Source organism: Altericista sp. CCNU0014 (assembly GCF_044923475.1).
Classification (GTDB): domain Bacteria; phylum Cyanobacteriota; class Cyanobacteriia; order Thermosynechococcales; family Thermosynechococcaceae; genus JAAURS01.
In genome coordinates, this window is the sequence record NZ_CP137338.1 from 887,244 (window position 1) to 903,629 (window position 16,386).

Genomic DNA, 16,386 nt, shown 5'->3' on the forward strand with positions numbered 1-16,386 from the left:
TATGCAAGCAGAGATTTTGGTAAAGTCAAAAAAGAAGTTGTCTATTACCGCTTAGGATCGTGGATTAAATAACCTCCAGAATTAAGCTTTTTGAGGCTTGGCGGTGTAATTCCATTTTGGCAGGTAAGCATCAAAAACGATTTCCATTGATTCCTTAAACGCCTGGGTGACTTTTCGCCCCGTTTGATACACCTTATCTAATACCGTCGCCAAGACCTTCAGACCCGTTTTCGTCTTGGCTTTACCCATCAAATCTTTAACAGTTTCCACCGACTCAAAAATGACACCTTCACACACCCGTGTCAGATGAGGGAACAGACGATGCTCAATGGGATTGTGTTTTGAGGTATACGGTGGATAGTGGGCAATGCGAATCTCAATCCCCAATTCATTGACCAATGTCTGTAAATCTTGCTTAAACAGATAGTGGCGTGAACTGTTAGACCCGCCTCCATCACAGAGGATCAAAATAGAACTGGCCTTCGGATACTCCATGGAACCGTAATGATTCCACCAGTAGCGAATCGAGTCACAGGCAAACTCTCCCGTGTCATGACTGACCCCAATCTGCACATAGCCGATGTTCAGGTCTAAGTCGTATAGTCCATGGGGAATGGCAACCCCCTCTGCCAGGGATGGCCAATCATGGTCAAGCACCTGAATCTCTTGTTGGGTATACAAACGACCCTCTCGATACAGGAGTCCAATCAACTCTTTTTTTTAGTGTCCATGCTTAAAACCGGATGACCTGAGTCTTGATAGGTTTTTCTAAGATTCCTGATGTTTTCAAACTGTTCGTTACGATGGGCGGTTTCTCCTGTAGACAGTCGTTTCTGAGCTTTGCGTTTGCGATAATGATGCTTTTTAAGCAATTGGTCAACGAGGGTAACGCTGATGGCTTTTCCGTCAACTTCGATCAACTGAGCAATCTCTTGACGCTTGAGATTTGTCCATTTCTGCCCCTCATCCATCGGCGACCCTGCGGTGTGCGCCTCTAGCCCCTCAATAAAGACTTCATCCAGTCCCTCGACGGTCTCAAAGGCTGATTTGCGTCCCCCGCCTTTTGCCCGAATCCCCGCCTGATTCATGGCCACTAAATCATCTAACTCTGATAGCCCCAATCGAATCGTGTAATAATCACACCCAAACAGAGCGCTAATGTACGATATTCCACCCCATCCCAGTTTCGCAGCTTCGATGGCCCCATAACGACGACGATCCTTTTGATTTAAGGACTTGTAAAGCCGTTGCATTTGCTGCTCAATAGCGAAGGGGTAGGGATTCATCTAAAAACAGATAAGGAAAGGATCTTCAAGCTATCACGCTTCCTATATTCTGGAGGTTATTTAATCCTCGATCCTTAGGGAGTTCTACAGCAATTGCCAAGCCGGAAGAAATTGCCAAAATGGGAAAAGATTCTCATATTCAATTTCTTCCGTCAAAGCCAGTAATTAGTTTAGAGTATGCCAACCTAAGTCTCAGAAAGAGTCTTGGTCAAGATATTATCCTCAATTGTTTAGCATTCAAAGAACCTTCTTCTCGTCTTCCAAGTTTGCAAAAACCGAATTCACATAATAGCTACTCAAATTTTTCAATTTCAATGGACACCTTTGAAAGGTTTAATCCTGATTACTGGCGTGAATATGAGGCATATATTCGATCACTTGCGCTTGTTCGACAGATAGGCTTTGTGCTATACAACCAAAGTAATTTTCTTGCACAAAATGTGCGCATAGAAATTCATGTAAACGCTGAGAAGAATATTACTGTTTTTGATCTTGACTCGGTACCAGATCGTCCTGCCAAAACAGAAATGGAAAAAATTTCTCGTGGAATAAAATCTGTTCATGCAAAGAAAATACAAACTATTGTTAAATCTTATGGTTCCCAATGGATAATTTCAGCAAATATTGGAAATATTCAGCCTCAGCAAAAAGCATGGATAGAAGAGCCATTCTTTATTGGATGTACATCTCCAAATTCTCTGGAAATGGAAGTCTTGATATATGCCGACAATCTTCCTGAACCCAAAAAAGAGAGGCTAGTCATTCAGTTTGAAGTTCAGGATGAACCAGCACTCAATATAAATAAATTGGAATTTTTTCAAACTTCTCATAATTTCATTGAAGATAACCTAAATTTTCATCGAAATAGAACTTTATTGCCTTAACCATGCCGGATTTCGATAGGTGAAAGCTAAAATTCATAATGAGAATCCTGGTTAGGAATGTATAGCTTACTCAAAGTCCCCCAATTTTGGGGGATTAGGGGGCGAGTGCAACATCTTTGCAGCTTCACCGAATAGCTTTGGGGCGATCGCTTTTCCTTCTCAGAGCCAGCTAGCAAAATCCATCGTCTCAGCCTCGCTTTAGTCTAGCGTTTACTTCAAAAGCTGAACGACCGTCTGGGATTGCGTGAGCGGCTGTATCTGGAGTCATCCTTCCGCGATCCTGTGTTTTGGTTGTGGAGAGCGAGGTGGTTTTTGTGGGGGGCGATCGCTGGATTGAGTCACAGGGCGATCGCCCCAGTATTAACTGAGTGCGAGTGAGTTTATTCACTCATCGTCAAAATGCGTTTCTACATCCATTTGGTCATGCAAAACACGAATGACCTCCAGACCTTCTGGTGATTGACGGTAAAAAATGAGGTGTCGCCCAACATGATATTTGCAATATCCCGGACGAATATCGTCACATATCCGCCCTCGGTGCGGCTCCTTTGCTAGTCGATGAAAAGTCTCATCCAGCTTGGCAAGATAGCGATTTCTCTGCTCCCGTCCCCAAGTCGCCTGCGTATATCGACCAATGGATCGCAAATCCTGTTTAGCGCGTTCGGTAAGGCGAAAAGTCGGCATTAGACAGCGTGTTCCCCATCCAACTCTTCCAGCAGCCCCTGCAAGGAATATTCAGCAAATCCGCTGTTCTCACCCTCTTGCAATGCTTGGCGTAAAGCCGCCAACTTCATCTCATGCTCCTCTAGCAAGCGAAGCCCAGCGCGGATTGCTTCACTAGCAGAAGCAAAACGCCCATTCTCAACTTGGTTGGCAATAAACGTCTCAAAATGCTCCCCCAGCGTCACGCTTGTATTTTTTTGCATATTGCCTCCTCCAGAAAGGATATACCATTTACTATTATATATTGGTATGCATCAAATTTGCTTTTGTCGCTTCAACGCCAAAGCCTCTCACTCTAGGTCTTTTCCGCGATCACCGTTGGATTGCGTCACAGGGCGATCAAACCCAGACAGACCTAGGGGAATAATGGCGATCGCCTTCTTTACTCAAATTATTTCAGAGAGAGAGGGATATTCCATGGCGTTGGTCAGGTTGAGTAATCACTAGGGTTACTTCCCGATCCAGCTTCTTCAGAAAACCCAATAGTTTGCCCTCGCTGAATCGACCGAAACGACCATTCATCAGATGAGAAACTTCAGATTGCCCAATATCCAACAGCTTGCCAATCTCACGTTGTTTCAGTTTTCGTGATTTGAGGATTCTCAGCACCTCAATCCCAATGCAAGCACGGGCATATAGCTCATCAGCATTCTTTAGCCCAATATCGGCAAAGACATTGCCCGATCCTTCATAGCATTCAATCGTTTCTATCGCTTCATCACTCATTGTTCGCCTTCTCTCCGCTGCGCTTCCTTCAACCGTTTAACAATCAGGTCTATATCCTGCTGCGGGGTTTTAATCCCCGATTTCGATTTTTTCTGAAACACATGTAATACATAGATATGCCGACCAATCTTGATTGCATACACCGTGCGATAGGTGTCACCGTCATACCGCGTAACAATCTCAAAAACTCCGCTCCCAACTCCTTTTAACGGCTTTGCATCAATTGGCATTAACCCCGCTTGAACAATCATCAAGCTATATCCAATATCGTCCTGCACTTCATCAGGGAAACTTCGTAAGACCTTCAGAGAATCGCCCATCCAGTGAACAGGTCTTAAGGGCGGTCTTTCTTGCATTCCAGAATTCCATTGTATGTGAAATTTCCAATAAAATCTACATGAGTATGCCGACATTGGCAAGCACTTGAACAGAGATTAGCTTACTCGCGGGAATCCCTGTGCTGTTGTAGAGAATCTGTTGACAACATCGCTTTGCGTGACACCTCCAGCACTGTCAGGAGATCGCCTTTGGATTGAATCTTCGGATGATCGAAGCCAAAACCAGACCTAGAGGAATAATGGCGATCGCCCTAGCATTGGTTTAAGGTCTGCGATCGCCTTGGTCTATCGTTTGTTTCAAAAGCTGAATGACCGTTTGGGATTCTACGAGCGACTGTATTTTGAGTCATCCTTCTGCGATCCTATGTTTTGGTTGTGAGGGCGATCTGTTTTAGGGGATTTGGGGCGATCTCAGTTCGGCAAGGTGGGTTTTTGTGGAGGGCGATCGCACCCATGTCCATTTTCAAGAATGCGATCGCGCTCGTGTCACACAGGAAGGGGCGATCGCCATACCATTGGCCATCCTTGTATCATATAAAAATAACCCTTGCCAACACAAGATCATCGATACCAAAGCCAACAGCGATCGCCCTCAACCAGAAAACAAGCCATGAATCCTGCCAGTCATCCAACGCTAACCCAAAAATTGGCCCTCAACATCCTGATCAAAGACGAGCAAGATGGTCAGGTTAGTGCAACCGTCCTAGGCTTACCTGAATATCGAGTCCTGAGAAGCGATCGCACCTCAGCCATAGCTGAACTACAACAAAAGCTAGCTCATGCCCTATCAGAAGGTGAAGTAATGGCGCTTGAAGTTGAAATTTCCAAACCTGAGCACCCCTGGCAAAGATTTGCGGGAATGTATCAAGACAGCGAACTCTTTGAATCTGTACTGGAAAATATTGCTACCCAACGGCAATTGTTCAACGAGCAAACTGCTCAGGCAGAGGATACGACGCCGTGAGTCTTTGGATACTCGACACAGACCACGTTTCACTATTCCTCAGAGGCAACCCAACAGTCATCGCACGAGTACTCCAGTCCAATCCTGACGATATTGCCATTACAATCGTGACGGCTGAAGAAATTTGTCAAGGCTGGCTAAGCGAAATCAACAAACGATTCCAGCCTACTCAATCGCCAAAGTTGCTACTGGCCTATGCTGAATTTCAAAAAGCGATAGAATTCTTCAGAACCGTTCAGATTATGAGCTTCGATGGCAATTCCTACAAACGTTTTGAGAGTTTACGCCAGCAATTGAGAAGACTGGATACCCGAGACTTGAGAATAGCTGCGATCGCAATGAATACTAGAGCTATTTTGGTTACACGTAACCGCCAAGATTTTGCACAAATTCCCAACCTGACAATCGAAGATTGGTCTGTAAGTTTTACGGACAACAATCCCATTTCTGACAAATAGAAGTATGTAGAAACCGGAGCGATCGCACTTCAACGAGGCATTTTTTGTAGAAGGCGATCGCCAAACCTAAGCCAGACCTAGGGAATAATGGCGATTGCCCCAGCATTTGCTTAAAGTCTGCGATCGCTTTGGTTTATCGTTTGTTTCAAAAGCTGAACAACTGTTTGGGATTGCGTGAGCGGCTGTATTTGGAGTCATCCTTCTGCGATCCTATGTTTTCGCTGTGCAGGGCGATCGGTTTTCAGTGAGGTGGTTTTTGTGGGGGGCGATCGCGTTTCCTTTGCAGAGCTAGTCAACAGAGTACATCAACATCTGTTGAGACAGCGATCGCTTATTTGGGCCAATCTTGCGCTCCATGCAGAACCCGCAGAATCACCACATTCTCGTCTACCAAAATATAAACCACCACATAAGGCAACCCCGAAATCACTAGCTCCCGCGTTTCCTTAACCCGTCCAGGCTTCCCTCGCTTTGGAAACTGCAATAACCCCTCAACCGCCCTCAAAATTTCACTACTCACCAACTCAGCCGCATCTGGATTTCGCGCCTCAATAAAATCCCAGATCGCATTCACATCGCGCCGTGCCGAAATCGTCCAAACAATTGCCATCAGACTTGAGCGCCACCGCGACGTGCCGACCAATCCGCCACCACCTGCTCATGACTCACCACATTTCCCTCGGCCAAATCCGTCAACCCCTCTTGAACCGCATCGATAAACTCCAGCTCAGATGCAACATAAACCTTCAAAGCTTCGTGTAAAAGCCAAGAGCGTGTTCGTCCTAACTGTCCAGATAACAGGTCCATTTGCTCCGCCAACTCCTCCGTCACACGAGTTGAAATCGTCACTTCCTTCGGCATGGCTTAAATGACCTCATAGCCTCAATGACAACTATTATATCTACAAAGTAAACATTGTAAATTTGGTCTTGGTCTAGCGTCTGCGTCAAAAGCCTGATGACCGTTTGGGATTGCGTGAGCGGCTGTATCTGGAGTCATCCCTCTGGGATCCTATGTTTTGGTTGTGGAGGGCGATCGCATTTAGGGGGCTGGGGCGATCGCAGTTCAGCGAGGTGGGTTTTGTGGGGGGCGATCGCATTCTCGTAAAACTGCTAAAATATGACCACAAAGTGACCACATTTTTGTTATGAAAGCAATTGGCATCCGCGAATTCCGAGATAAAGCCACCCATTACCTTGCATCGCAAGAAGTCGTAGCCATTAAGCGCCACAACAAAGTAGTGGGATTTTACATCCCAGTCCATGCGTCTGAAGAAACCGAAGTAAAGCAAGCACTGGAAAAGCTCGAACAAGCCATTGATTTATCTTTAATTGAAAGTGGCCTGGACGAAGAATCCCTCAGTCTGGCCCTCGACCTATCTACTTCAGGGCATTGAAATGCGACTGGTTGTAGATGCCAATATTTTTGTGGCGGAATTGATTCGTCAAAGAGGACGAGCATTAATCTCCCGCAGCAACCTTGAGTTATTTGTAGCAGAAGCCGCATGGGATGAAGCTCAACATGAACTTCGCAAACGCATTCAAGCAATGGTCGATCGAGGCAAATTTGGTTTCGAGACAGGCGAAATACTTTTAGAAACCGCCTTTACCCTAGCAGAGGCAAAGGCACGGCTCATTCCTGAAGAAATTTATGCACCCTGGCAAGACCAAGCACTCTTAAGAATTCCACGCGATCCTGATGATTGGCCGACTGTAGCCCTAGCACTAGCAATAGATGCAGCAATCTGGACATCCGATTTCTTGGGATGTGGAATTGCAACCTGGACAACTGAGACCCTTCTGCTGATGAACCGCGCTCAAGATTAGCTTTTACTGATGCGGCGATCGCTTTTCAGCTCAGCTTCACCTTGGTCTAGCGTTTGTTTCAAAAGCTGGACGACCGTTTGGGATTGCGCGAGCGGCTGTATCTGGAGTCATCTCCCTGCGCTCCTATGTTTTGGTTGTGCAGGGCGATCGCATTTAGGGGGCTGGGGCGATCGATTTAGCTCTTAGATGGGAAGCCCCGCGCTCTACCTGAGAGGTGAGCGTCGGGAAGAGAGGCGCGTGACGGAGGGTGCGTTGCCTGACCGATTCCGTCGGACAGGGAAGGCAACAGCGCCCGAAGGAACACCCAATATTGAGTGAGGTGTTTTTGTGGGGGGCGATCGCTATTGGCTTGAGTTACAGGGCGATCGTTTTGCTGGATGCGTTTGGCTTCGGGTGAGAGGCAAAAGCTGAAATACGGGCACTGCGATCGTTGCAAAAGCCAACCGTTCGAACTTGAGGGCGAGCTGCTCAGAAAGCGACCCCCAGCTTATGGCCGTGCCCGTAATCAATGGCTATTTTTCGATGTGGGCGCTAAAGAATACCCAAGCATTCAGACTCACTGCCAAGAGGAGACGCTCCCAATAGCGCTGCTCGAAGGAAACAGCACGCTAGTCCTCCCTTCTAGGCGCATAGAGGGTGCATCCTGGGGAGATGGCGTTTTCCAGGCTACTACCACCAGCAGAATGAGCGTAAGGGCGATCGCGTGACTGAGTAGCATGCCCTGCTTTAATTGCGTCATCTTCTTCACTCCTATCAAGGCTAACTTGATGGGATAATCCCACACCATTAAATATCGTCTGTCCCTTAAAGATTTTATGTGACCTGATAACATCCTTTCTGTGACGGCGGTCACACCTTTGGATGAAAATTTATATCTATAGATTAAGATTTAATCGAGCTGCTGTAGAGTAAAAAACTCGACTGCATCCCTGAAAAGATTCACTCCCTTTCTAACAGTAGTTTGCCGCAGGTTCTCTCTTAATTCTCGAGCGGTGGGGCTTTGGAATTCTTTACAATACACGACAGTTGCCCAATATTGCTATTCGCCAACGTCCTATGCCAGAAGCTCCTCAGTCAAAACCCCAGTCTTCCGTTGTAGGCCAACAGGGCGAAACGCTCGTGTCCCAGTGGCTTCAGCAGCAGGGTTGGTCTATTCTGGCGCGGGGTTGGACGTCGCGGTGGGGAGAACTGGATATTGTGGCGCTCAGACAGGAAAAGGGCGGCCCTTGCCTTGCGTTTGTAGAGGTCAAAACTCGCAGCCGCGGCAACTGGGATGAAGATGGGTTATCTGCCATCACTCCTTCGAAACAAGCCAAACTCTGGAAAACTGCTCAACTCTTCTTAACAAAGCACCCGCACCTTGCAGAAGCGATCTGCCGTTTCGATGTGGCGCTGGTGAACGTACGGCGATCGCCCTCCAAAACCACGCCGACGACCGCCGCCAAGATCGATATAGGACAGCCCCTCACCACAAGCGGATACGACCTAACCCTCCATACTTATCTCGAGTCGGCCTTCGAGCGGAGCTATTAAAAAGCGAGCGATCTCAGGCCGAAGATTCAGGCGACGCCGCTGCAGGTATACTACAAGTACTACAAGCGCTATCCTCTTTCCCGATGAACTCTGCCGTCAATGCCGCTGCCCCCTTCAATCTAGTTTTGTCCGTGGGGACTCAAGTTGTAAGCCGCGTCGATCTCAAAGCGACAAGGGGAGAAGCATCCTGTCTCAAAGGTGCGGTAGGCGTTATCGTCCAAGCCCCTACGGATGGCTCCCATGCCTATCAAATTCGCCTGCCCGACGATCGGGTCGTCAGTCTCAAGCGGCATGAATTCAGCATTCGTAAGCATTTTCAGGGTGAAGGCATCGAGAAATCGCCCGCTCAACTCGCAGAGTACAACCTCTACGAGCACGTCATCTATCGCTGCGTTGTAGGGTCTAGAGCCTATGGCTTAGAAGACGATGCGTCAGATACGGATTTGCGGGGCATCTACTTACCTCCGGCGACGCTGCATTGGTCGCTGTATGGCATTCCCGAGCAGCTCGAACAAAATGAAACTCAGGAATGCTACTGGGAACTGCAAAAATTTATCGTGTTGGCCCTCAAGGCCAATCCGAATGTTTTGGAATGTTTGTACTCGCCGTTGGTCGAACTGACGACACCGTTAGCGCAGGAATTGCTAGAGCAGCGATCGCTTTTTCTATCGCAGTTAGCGTACCAAACTTACAACGGCTACGTGTTGTCCCAGTTCAAAAAATTGGAGCAGGATCTGCGCAATTGGAATCGGATTCGTTGGAAACACGCGATGCATTTAATCCGAATTTTACTGTCTGGAATTACGCTGCTCAAAGAAGGTGTGGTGCCAGTCAGGATGGAAGAATATCGCCCGCAACTTTTGGCAATTAAACATCAGCAAATGGAATGGGATGAGGTCAATGCTTGGCGACTGAGGCTCCATCAAGAGTTCGACGCGGCATTTACCAAGACCGAACTACCCGAACGGCCAGACTACGCCAAAGCCAACGATTTTTTGATTCGGGCGCGACGGAGTAGGGTGGAAAGCTAGTTTTTACAAAGTACCGATCGGAACAAATCATGCGCTATCCGCTCCCGCTCCAATCCATCGCTGCCGCTCAACCTTTTCCGCTCTTGTTTGCAACCATCAGCGGCGCGCATCTCTACGGCTTTCCATCGCCAGACTCGGACTTCGATCTGCGCGGCGTGCACATCTTGCCCCTCACAGAGGTAGTTGGATTAAATACTGGGCCGGAAACCATTGAAGTCTCAGAGCGTCAAACAGATCTCGAGCTGGATTTAGTCACCCACGACATCAAAAAGTTTTTCAGCCTCATGCTCAAGCGCAATGGCTACGTGCTGGAGCAGCTTTTCTCCCCGCTAATCGCGCTCACTACTCCAGAACACGAAGAACTAAAAGCGATCGCCTCCCATTGCATCACCCGCCACCACAGCCATCACTACCTGGGATTTGCCAAAACACAATGGTACCTGCTTGACAAAGAAGCCATGCCGCGCGTCAAACCGCTGCTCTACCTCTATCGCGTCCTGCTCACAGGCATTCACCTGATGCAAACGGGTGAAGTCGAAGCAAACCTTGTCACCCTGAACGATCGATTCCAGTTGCCGTACCTGCCTGAATTGATCGACCGCAAGCGGTTTGGTTCGGAAACCGAAGCCTTGGGTCACATCGATCTAGCATTTCATCGTCAGGAGTATCAAAAACTCGTGCAACGCTTAGAGACTGCCCATCAACATAGCGCTTTGCCAGAAGAACCTTCGGCTAAAGCGGCCCTTCACGATCTCCTCACGCGGCTGCGCTTGAATACCTTCGCGCCGACTCAGTTAAACCCCAACCCCTAGCGCTTGATGTCCGTGATGCCAAAAGGTGCGATCGATGGGACAATACTCACACCATCAGAAAGCGATGAGTATATCTACTTATTTAAATTGTCAAATATTTCAATTGCTAAATCGATCCACAGATTAATTCGCAGATTTACCGCGCTCGGAACTACTGCGGGTACTCTTTTAGAAAGGATTACAGGTACCTCAGGCAGTCGCAAACCGTAGCCGTCTCCAGCAAAAATCATCCGAATGGGGGCTTGCTTTATTGGAAAAATATTACAATACTTAATACAAGCGAGGAGTTTGTTAAAATTCATTACTAAACGGGATCCAATCTTTCAAAGGGTAAAGCCGCTAACTGTTGCAACAAAAAGATTGCGATATGTTTCGCCTAATTCAAGCGATTGCAAAACCCTCTGAGGCTTGATATGGATCCCCACGCTCCCCCCATGGGAATTCGGCCAAATTCAAGGCCGCTCAACGACCAGCAACTTCCAGTAGGCGAGGCTTTTAGGCATGAGAGCATCCGAAACATCGAAAGATTTGGTGCGCACTTATTTACGAGAAATTGGTCGTGTCCCCCTGTTAACTCACGAGCAGGAAATTACTTACGGCAAACAGGTTCAGAGCCTGAACGTCCTCAACCGCATTAAAGAGCAACTCCAAGAGCAGCTCGAGCGAGATCCGACTCTAGAAGAATGGGCGATCGCCGCCAATGCGGACGAGGTCACCCTTCAAGCCACGCTCTCGGAGGGCGAGTTGGCCAAACGCCGCATGGTTGAGGCAAACCTGCGGTTGGTCGTGTCCGTCGCCAAGAAATACATCAAGCGCAACGTAGACCTACTGGATTTAATTCAAGAAGGAACCATTGGGATGCAGCGAGGGGTCGAAAAATTCGACCCTACCAAGGGCTATCGATTTTCAACCTACGCCTATTGGTGGATTCGGCAGGCCATTACAAGGGCGATCGCCGAAAAGGGGCGTACCATCCGCCTCCCCATCCACATCACCGAAAAACTCAACAAAATCAAAAAAACCCAGCGGATTTTATCTCAGCAATTTGGTCGAGCGGCCACCATTTCCGAGCTAGCCGATGCGTTAGAACTGACCCCGCGTCAAGTGCGCGAATACCTTGAAAAAGCTCGCCAGCCCCTCTCTTTAGACGTGCGGGTTGGAGACAATCAAGACACCGAACTGGGCGAACTGCTCGAAGATCCTGCAGAGTCCCCCGAAGACTACACCCTGCAGACTTGTCTGCGGCAAGACCTTGAAAAACTCATGAGCGATCTGACCCCCCAACAGCGTCAGGTGCTAAACTTGCGCTTTGGCCTAGAAGACGGACAACCCCTCACGCTGGCAAGGGTAGGCGAATGCCTGAATATCAGCCGGGAGCGCGTCCGTCAAATCGAAAGGGAAGCCCTCACCAAGCTGCGCAAGCGCAGAGCTGATATTCACGAATATGTAGCAAGCTAGAGGGGAACCCATTCTTTCGAAAAAGGTCTTCTAGGGTTATTACCCCCTCAAAAGTTCGGTTTTGCCCCCTTAGAAAAATCGAGACGATTGTTACATTGTATTGAGATTCAGTGCTTGCCTCTTTAGCGTAGGGGGGCGCTCTTGCCCCCCAGCATTAAACAACTAGACAACTAGAAAGAAGGGGAAGGGCTGCTTCTGACTCCATTTTCTCCATCAACCTCTGTATCCTGTTTCTATGGATAACCTCATGAATCAAGCTGCAAACTTTGGCGGACAAAACCTCGAGACGGGCAACCAGCTCTGGCAATACGTCGCATCTATGGAGCCGGATATCATGGCTCGACTCTCGCAACCTGCTTCAGAAGAAGTGTTGCAGGTTATGGAGCGCCATGTTGTCGCAATGCTGGGGCAGCTCCCCTCCCAACATTTTGATGTCACCATTACGACCAGCCGAGAAAATCTAGGGCGATTGGTTGCTTCTGCCATGATGAATGGCTATTTCCTGCGGGCTGCAGAGCAGCGCATGGCTTTTGAAAGTACGTTGCAAGGCAGCTTTTCTTCAGACAGTTCTTCTGAATCCTAGCTCGTCGATTGGTTGCTTTACGAAACTCGCGATCGGAGATGGCGTGACGTCTCAGCCCCATCAACTTTCTATCTCGAAACTCCCGCCCAGTGAAGATTGCTGGCGGGAGTTTCCCCTTGAGACGCTCCGGCGATCGCTGCTGGATTGGTATGCTTGTCAGGGCCGCAACCTGCCCTGGCGGACCACTCAAGACCCCTACGCCATCTGGGTGTCGGAAATCATGCTTCAGCAAACCCAGGTCAAAACCGTACTGCCTTACTACGAGCGCTGGCTGGCCCGGTTTCCAACCCTCCAGACTTTGGCTGCAGCGGAACAGGAGGAGGTCATGATGCTGTGGCAGGGTTTGGGTTACTACGCACGGGCCAGAAACCTCCACCGAGCCGCCCAAAAAATTGTGTCAGACCACGGCGGCCAATTCCCAACTCGGATGGAGGAGGTTCTGACCCTTCCCGGCATTGGCAAAACAACCGCAGGTGGGATTCTTAGCTCCGCTTTCAACCAGCCTTGGCCCATTTTAGATGGCAACGTCAAACGAGTATTGGCGCGCTTGAGCGGGCTATCCGTCCCCGTAAAATATGCCTTATCCTTTTTGTGGAAAGGCTCCGAACGATTGCTAGCCCCGGACGATCCAAAGGCGTTCAACCAGGCGTTAATGGACTTAGGCGCGACGGTTTGCACGCCCAAGCAGCCTAACTGTTTGTTATGCCCTTGGTCGGACTTTTGCCAGGCCCATCACTTAAATCTACAGTCGGTCATACCTATGTCTGAAACCCGCAATCCCATCCCCCATAAACTCATTGGCGTAGCTGTTATCTGGAATGCACGGGGACAAATTTTAATTGACAAACGACCTCAGAGCGGCCTCTTAGGCGGGCTATGGGAGTTTCCAGGGGGCAAGGTAGAACCCAACGAGAGTTTGGCCGAATGCGTGGTGCGCGAAATTCAAGAGGAGTTAGGAATTGCCATAGAGGTGTTAGAGCACTTTATGACTGTCGAGCACGCCTACACTCATTTTAAGGTGACGCTATCGGTGCATCACTGTCGCCATGTCTCCGGTCAACCCCAGACCCTCGAGTGCGATGAGGTGAAGTGGGTGGTGTTGGATGAATTGAACCAGTACCCTTTCCCAACGGCAAATCAGAAAATTATTGCGGCGCTCCGAGAGGAAGGCGTTCCATCTGGTTTATCAGCGCGTGCCGAGTGGGACTGAATCGGGACTGAATCGCAGGAAGAGAACTCGGAGGGGCGGCAACGGCCAAACCGGATGCGTTCGGAACGGCGGACTCTTGGTGCGTAGCTATCGCCCACTCTACAATGACTTAAAAGCAGACACAAAAGGACTCGCAGCACTTGAGTAGCGTTTATACCCGTCCCCTCGCCCGACTGGTCGAACAATTTCAGAAGCTCCCAGGCGTTGGACCCAAAACAGCCCAACGCTTGGCTTTACACATTATTAAGCGGCCAGAATCCGAGGTCCAAGCCTTGGCCCAAGCCCTCATTGACGCCAAACAGCAGGTTGGGTTTTGCTCCATTTGCTTTCACCTATCCGCCGAACCAACCTGCGAAATCTGTCGGTCGCCCGGTCGAGATGACACAACAATCTGCGTCGTCGCAGACTCGCGAGACGTCATTGCCCTCGAAAAAACCCGCGAATTCCGGGGAAAATATCACGTCTTGGGGGGCTTGATTTCGCCCATGGATGGCATCGGCCCAGAACAGCTCTCAATCCAGCCGCTCGTTCGCAGAGCCAGTCAGCCCCAAGTGTCGGAAATTATTTTGGCGATAAACCCCAGCATTGAAGGCGAAACGACCACGCTATACGTCGGTCAGCTCCTCAAGCCGTTTACCCGCGTCACGCGCATTGCCTTTGGGTTGCCTATGGGCGGCGACCTAGAATATGCCGATGAAGTGACATTGGCCCGCGCCCTCGAAGGTCGCCGCGAACTCGATTGAGCTGCGTCTCTAAAGCTTTTGCTTTACAAAGGCCACAAGCTGACCGATCGCCCGTTTGAGCGCGACAATTTCGTTCTCCATCTTTTCGACTCGTTCGCGCAGAATCGCAACCTCGTCGGAGCTGACGCCAGACATCGTGGTCTTCGACAGATCCGCAGACTTGATGCGAGGGAGCTTTGACTTAGAAATTGCGCTGCGGATGGCCCCCTGAAGTTGATGGGTTTCAAAGGGTTTTTCGATAAATTCAAAAAACTCGAACGGTTCGGTCATCTTATCGGTGACCTCTTCCTTTCGACCCGACATGATCACCAGCGGAATGCTTCTCAAGTCGTCTTCCTGTTGAAGCTCTTGGAACACTTCCCAACCGCTCAGTCGGGGCAGCAAGAAGTCCAGCATAATGAGATTAGGGCGCTCTTGGCGGATGAGGTTTAAACCTTCAAGTCCATCCTTGGCCTCGAGCACTTCAAAATCTCCCTCAGGAAGCATATCTCGGACGCGCATCCGAATGACTTTGCTGTCGTCAATTACCAGGATTTTGTGACCGGCCACGCCTATCTCCTACGTGCTCTGAACGATAAGGGTAAAGTATATCAGTCTATTTCTTAATGAGACTGTACACGTATAAGACTAAATGTACAGAAAATTAAGCAAGGAAAATCTCCCTTTTTAAAGTCTGCCCAAAATGGACGGACGAATACACAGGCGAGAATTTAAATGCCTTCGCCTAAATCTAAGATATCGATCGAGCCCATATCACCCATATATGAACGGTTTTAATGCCCTATCGGTTGGACGCTCAACTAAAGCCTGCCGGGCATAACCCAGCCGATTTTTCTGAGCCGATGCGAGCACTCAAGTTATCATGACAGAAAAAAGCCCCATATTTTGGACAGATACCCACTAAAATGACAGTACAACCCCCAGCAGTACCAATGGAGCGTCTCCCAGAATGGTTGCGGCGACCGATTGGAAACGCTAGCGCGCTGTTGCCCGTCCAACAGGTGATTAAGCGCCACGGGATTCATACGATCTGCGAAGAAGGGCGATGTCCCAATCGAGCGGAGTGTTACGCCCAAAATACAGCCACGTTTCTATTGATGGGGCCTGTATGCACCCGCGCCTGTGCGTTCTGCCAAGTCGATAAGGGCCACGCGCCAATGCCTTTGGATGCGGAAGAACCGCAGAAAATTGCAGATTCGGTCCGCTTGTTAGGGTTAAAGTACGTGGTGCTGACGTCTGTAGCGCGAGACGACCTACCCGATCAAGGTGCGGAATGGTTTGCTCGTACGATTCAGGCGGTCCGTTCGATAAATCCAGGAACCCTGGTGGAGGTGTTAACGCCGGATTTTCGGGGAGACGTGCGGTGCCTTCAAACAGTTTTAGAGGCCAATCCAGTTTGTTTCAATCACAATTTAGAAACGGTGCGGCGCTTACAGGGTCCCGTGCGGCGGGGAGCCAAGTACGAGCGATCGCTTTTCATCCTCAAGACTGTCAAACGCCTGCGGCCCGATATTGCAACTAAATCCGGTCTCATGCTGGGGTTGGGCGAAACGGAGGCCGAAATTTTGGAGGCAATGGCAGATTTGCGTCAGGTCGGATGCGATCGCCTAACTCTAGGGCAATACCTACGACCGTCCCTAGAACACCTCCCCGTACAGAAATACTGGCACCCCGATGAATTTGACCGATTGGGAGAAGCCGCGCGTTCCATGGGCTTCGCTCAGGTACGATCCGGCCCGCTCGTCCGCAGTTCCTACCATGCTAGCGAGGCGTAAAACATGCCTCGCTGTCTCCTGAAGTCGTAGATTTTT

General features: G+C 49.3%; 23 protein-coding genes and 1 pseudogene. 14 read left to right on the forward strand and 10 right to left on the reverse strand.

The genetic code is table 11. The features are described from left to right. Positions 1 to 81: 81 nt before the first annotated feature. Positions 82 to 1,286: pseudogene (locus tag R6H26_RS04460) on the reverse strand (ISAzo13 family transposase). 119 nt (positions 1,287 to 1,405) lie between these two features. Between R6H26_RS04460 and R6H26_RS04465 the strand changes: the two are divergent. Further along, a complete protein-coding gene (locus tag R6H26_RS04465; protein ID WP_404788695.1) occupies positions 1,406 to 2,170 on the forward strand; it encodes a hypothetical protein in 765 nt (254 codons plus the stop codon). Positions 2,171 to 2,554: 384 nt separating this feature from the next. On the opposite strand, the gene R6H26_RS04470 is transcribed toward R6H26_RS04465, so the two are convergent. From R6H26_RS04470 to R6H26_RS04485, 4 genes are all read right to left on the reverse strand, one after another. Then, complete coding sequence (locus tag R6H26_RS04470) at positions 2,555 to 2,854, reverse strand: type II toxin-antitoxin system RelE/ParE family toxin (protein WP_404788697.1); 300 nt, start codon at positions 2,852 to 2,854, stop codon at positions 2,555 to 2,557. Then, a complete protein-coding gene (locus tag R6H26_RS04475) occupies positions 2,854 to 3,096 on the reverse strand; it encodes a type II toxin-antitoxin system ParD family antitoxin (protein ID WP_404788699.1) in 243 nt (80 codons plus the stop codon). Before R6H26_RS04475 ends, R6H26_RS04470 begins: the two co-directional genes overlap by 1 nt. Before the next feature lie 193 nt (positions 3,097 to 3,289). After that, entirely contained in the window at positions 3,290 to 3,619 is a 330-nt protein-coding gene (locus tag R6H26_RS04480) for a helix-turn-helix domain-containing protein (RefSeq protein WP_404788700.1), read from the reverse strand. Then, positions 3,616 to 3,975 (reverse strand): type II toxin-antitoxin system RelE/ParE family toxin, encoded by a 360-nt coding sequence (locus R6H26_RS04485; protein WP_404788702.1) that lies wholly within the window; start codon positions 3,973 to 3,975, stop codon positions 3,616 to 3,618. The genes R6H26_RS04480 and R6H26_RS04485 overlap by 4 nt, the downstream gene beginning before the upstream one ends. Before the next feature lie 529 nt (positions 3,976 to 4,504). Between R6H26_RS04485 and R6H26_RS04490 the strand changes: the two genes are divergently transcribed. Further along, positions 4,505 to 4,921 (forward strand): hypothetical protein, encoded by a 417-nt coding sequence (locus tag R6H26_RS04490; RefSeq protein ID WP_404788704.1) that lies wholly within the window; start codon positions 4,505 to 4,507, stop codon positions 4,919 to 4,921. Further along, positions 4,918 to 5,379, forward strand: coding sequence for a type II toxin-antitoxin system VapC family toxin (locus R6H26_RS04495; protein WP_404788705.1), 462 nt, complete (start codon positions 4,918 to 4,920; stop codon positions 5,377 to 5,379). The genes R6H26_RS04490 and R6H26_RS04495 overlap by 4 nt, the downstream gene beginning before the upstream one ends. A gap of 331 nt (positions 5,380 to 5,710) precedes the next feature. Here R6H26_RS04495 and R6H26_RS04500 read toward each other — a convergent pair whose 3' ends face one another. Together R6H26_RS04500 and R6H26_RS04505 are read right to left on the reverse strand one after the other, a co-directional pair. Continuing rightward, a complete protein-coding gene (locus R6H26_RS04500; RefSeq protein WP_404788707.1) occupies positions 5,711 to 5,989 on the reverse strand; it encodes a type II toxin-antitoxin system RelE/ParE family toxin in 279 nt (92 codons plus the stop codon). After that, positions 5,989 to 6,240, reverse strand: a complete 252-nt coding sequence (locus R6H26_RS04505; RefSeq protein ID WP_404788709.1) for a CopG family ribbon-helix-helix protein — start codon at positions 6,238 to 6,240, stop codon at positions 5,989 to 5,991. The genes R6H26_RS04500 and R6H26_RS04505 overlap by 1 nt, the downstream gene beginning before the upstream one ends. Positions 6,241 to 6,392: 152 nt before the next feature. On the opposite strand from R6H26_RS04505, the gene R6H26_RS04510 reads away from it, so the two are divergent. From R6H26_RS04510 to R6H26_RS04520, 3 genes are read left to right on the forward strand one after another with little or no spacing between them, the layout of a single operon-like run. Beyond that, the gene (locus R6H26_RS04510; RefSeq protein WP_404788711.1) at positions 6,393 to 6,530 is read left to right on the forward strand and encodes a hypothetical protein; all 138 of its coding nucleotides are present in this window, start codon (positions 6,393 to 6,395) and stop codon (positions 6,528 to 6,530) included. Then, positions 6,527 to 6,775, forward strand: coding sequence for a hypothetical protein (locus R6H26_RS04515; protein WP_404788712.1), 249 nt, complete (start codon positions 6,527 to 6,529; stop codon positions 6,773 to 6,775). Before R6H26_RS04510 ends, R6H26_RS04515 begins: the two co-directional genes overlap by 4 nt. A 1-nt stretch (position 6,776) precedes the next feature. Further along, entirely contained in the window at positions 6,777 to 7,205 is a 429-nt protein-coding gene (locus R6H26_RS04520) for a PIN domain-containing protein (protein ID WP_404788714.1), read from the forward strand. 175 nt (positions 7,206 to 7,380) lie between these two features. On the opposite strand, the gene R6H26_RS04525 is transcribed toward R6H26_RS04520, so the two are convergent. Both R6H26_RS04525 and R6H26_RS04530 read right to left on the reverse strand, forming a co-directional pair. Beyond that, positions 7,381 to 7,641 carry a hypothetical protein gene (locus R6H26_RS04525; protein WP_404788715.1) on the reverse strand — a complete coding sequence of 87 codons (261 nt, stop codon included), beginning with the start codon at positions 7,639 to 7,641 and terminating at the stop codon, positions 7,381 to 7,383. A 120-nt stretch (positions 7,642 to 7,761) separates the two neighbouring features. Further along, positions 7,762 to 7,944 carry a hypothetical protein gene (locus R6H26_RS04530; RefSeq protein ID WP_404788717.1) on the reverse strand — a complete coding sequence of 61 codons (183 nt, stop codon included), beginning with the start codon at positions 7,942 to 7,944 and terminating at the stop codon, positions 7,762 to 7,764. Between the two features lie 317 nt (positions 7,945 to 8,261). Between R6H26_RS04530 and R6H26_RS04535 the strand changes: the two genes are divergently transcribed. The 7 genes from R6H26_RS04535 (at position 8,262) to recR (ending at position 14,575) form a co-directional block, all read left to right on the forward strand. Further along, positions 8,262 to 8,738: a YraN family protein gene (locus tag R6H26_RS04535; protein ID WP_404788718.1), complete on the forward strand. Its 477-nt coding sequence runs from the start codon at positions 8,262 to 8,264 to the stop codon at positions 8,736 to 8,738. An 83-nt stretch (positions 8,739 to 8,821) separates the two neighbouring features. Then, complete coding sequence (locus R6H26_RS04540; RefSeq protein ID WP_404788720.1) at positions 8,822 to 9,769, forward strand: DNA polymerase beta superfamily protein; 948 nt, start codon at positions 8,822 to 8,824, stop codon at positions 9,767 to 9,769. 29 nt (positions 9,770 to 9,798) lie between these two features. Next, positions 9,799 to 10,581, forward strand: coding sequence for a DNA polymerase beta superfamily protein (locus R6H26_RS04545; RefSeq protein WP_404788721.1), 783 nt, complete (start codon positions 9,799 to 9,801; stop codon positions 10,579 to 10,581). Positions 10,582 to 11,082: 501 nt separating this feature from the next. Then, positions 11,083 to 12,039, forward strand: coding sequence for an RNA polymerase sigma factor, RpoD/SigA family (locus R6H26_RS04550; protein WP_404788723.1), 957 nt, complete (start codon positions 11,083 to 11,085; stop codon positions 12,037 to 12,039). Positions 12,040 to 12,286: 247 nt separating this feature from the next. Beyond that, the gene (locus R6H26_RS04555; protein WP_404788724.1) at positions 12,287 to 12,622 is read left to right on the forward strand and encodes a DUF760 domain-containing protein; all 336 of its coding nucleotides are present in this window, start codon (positions 12,287 to 12,289) and stop codon (positions 12,620 to 12,622) included. Positions 12,623 to 12,692: 70 nt separating this feature from the next. Continuing rightward, on the forward strand, positions 12,693 to 13,832 hold the full coding sequence (mutY, locus tag R6H26_RS04560) for an A/G-specific adenine glycosylase (protein WP_404791205.1): 1,140 nt from the start codon (positions 12,693 to 12,695) through the stop codon (positions 13,830 to 13,832). Positions 13,833 to 13,972: 140 nt separating this feature from the next. Continuing rightward, the gene (gene recR / locus R6H26_RS04565; RefSeq protein WP_404788726.1) at positions 13,973 to 14,575 is read left to right on the forward strand and encodes a recombination mediator RecR; all 603 of its coding nucleotides are present in this window, start codon (positions 13,973 to 13,975) and stop codon (positions 14,573 to 14,575) included. Positions 14,576 to 14,584: 9 nt separating this feature from the next. Here recR and R6H26_RS04570 read toward each other — a convergent pair whose 3' ends face one another. Then, complete coding sequence (locus R6H26_RS04570; RefSeq protein WP_404788728.1) at positions 14,585 to 15,124, reverse strand: PleD family two-component system response regulator; 540 nt, start codon at positions 15,122 to 15,124, stop codon at positions 14,585 to 14,587. A 344-nt stretch (positions 15,125 to 15,468) separates the two neighbouring features. Between R6H26_RS04570 and lipA the strand changes: the two genes are divergently transcribed. Beyond that, on the forward strand, positions 15,469 to 16,350 hold the full coding sequence (gene lipA, locus R6H26_RS04575) for a lipoyl synthase (protein WP_404791207.1): 882 nt from the start codon (positions 15,469 to 15,471) through the stop codon (positions 16,348 to 16,350). Positions 16,351 to 16,386 lie beyond the last annotated feature (36 nt).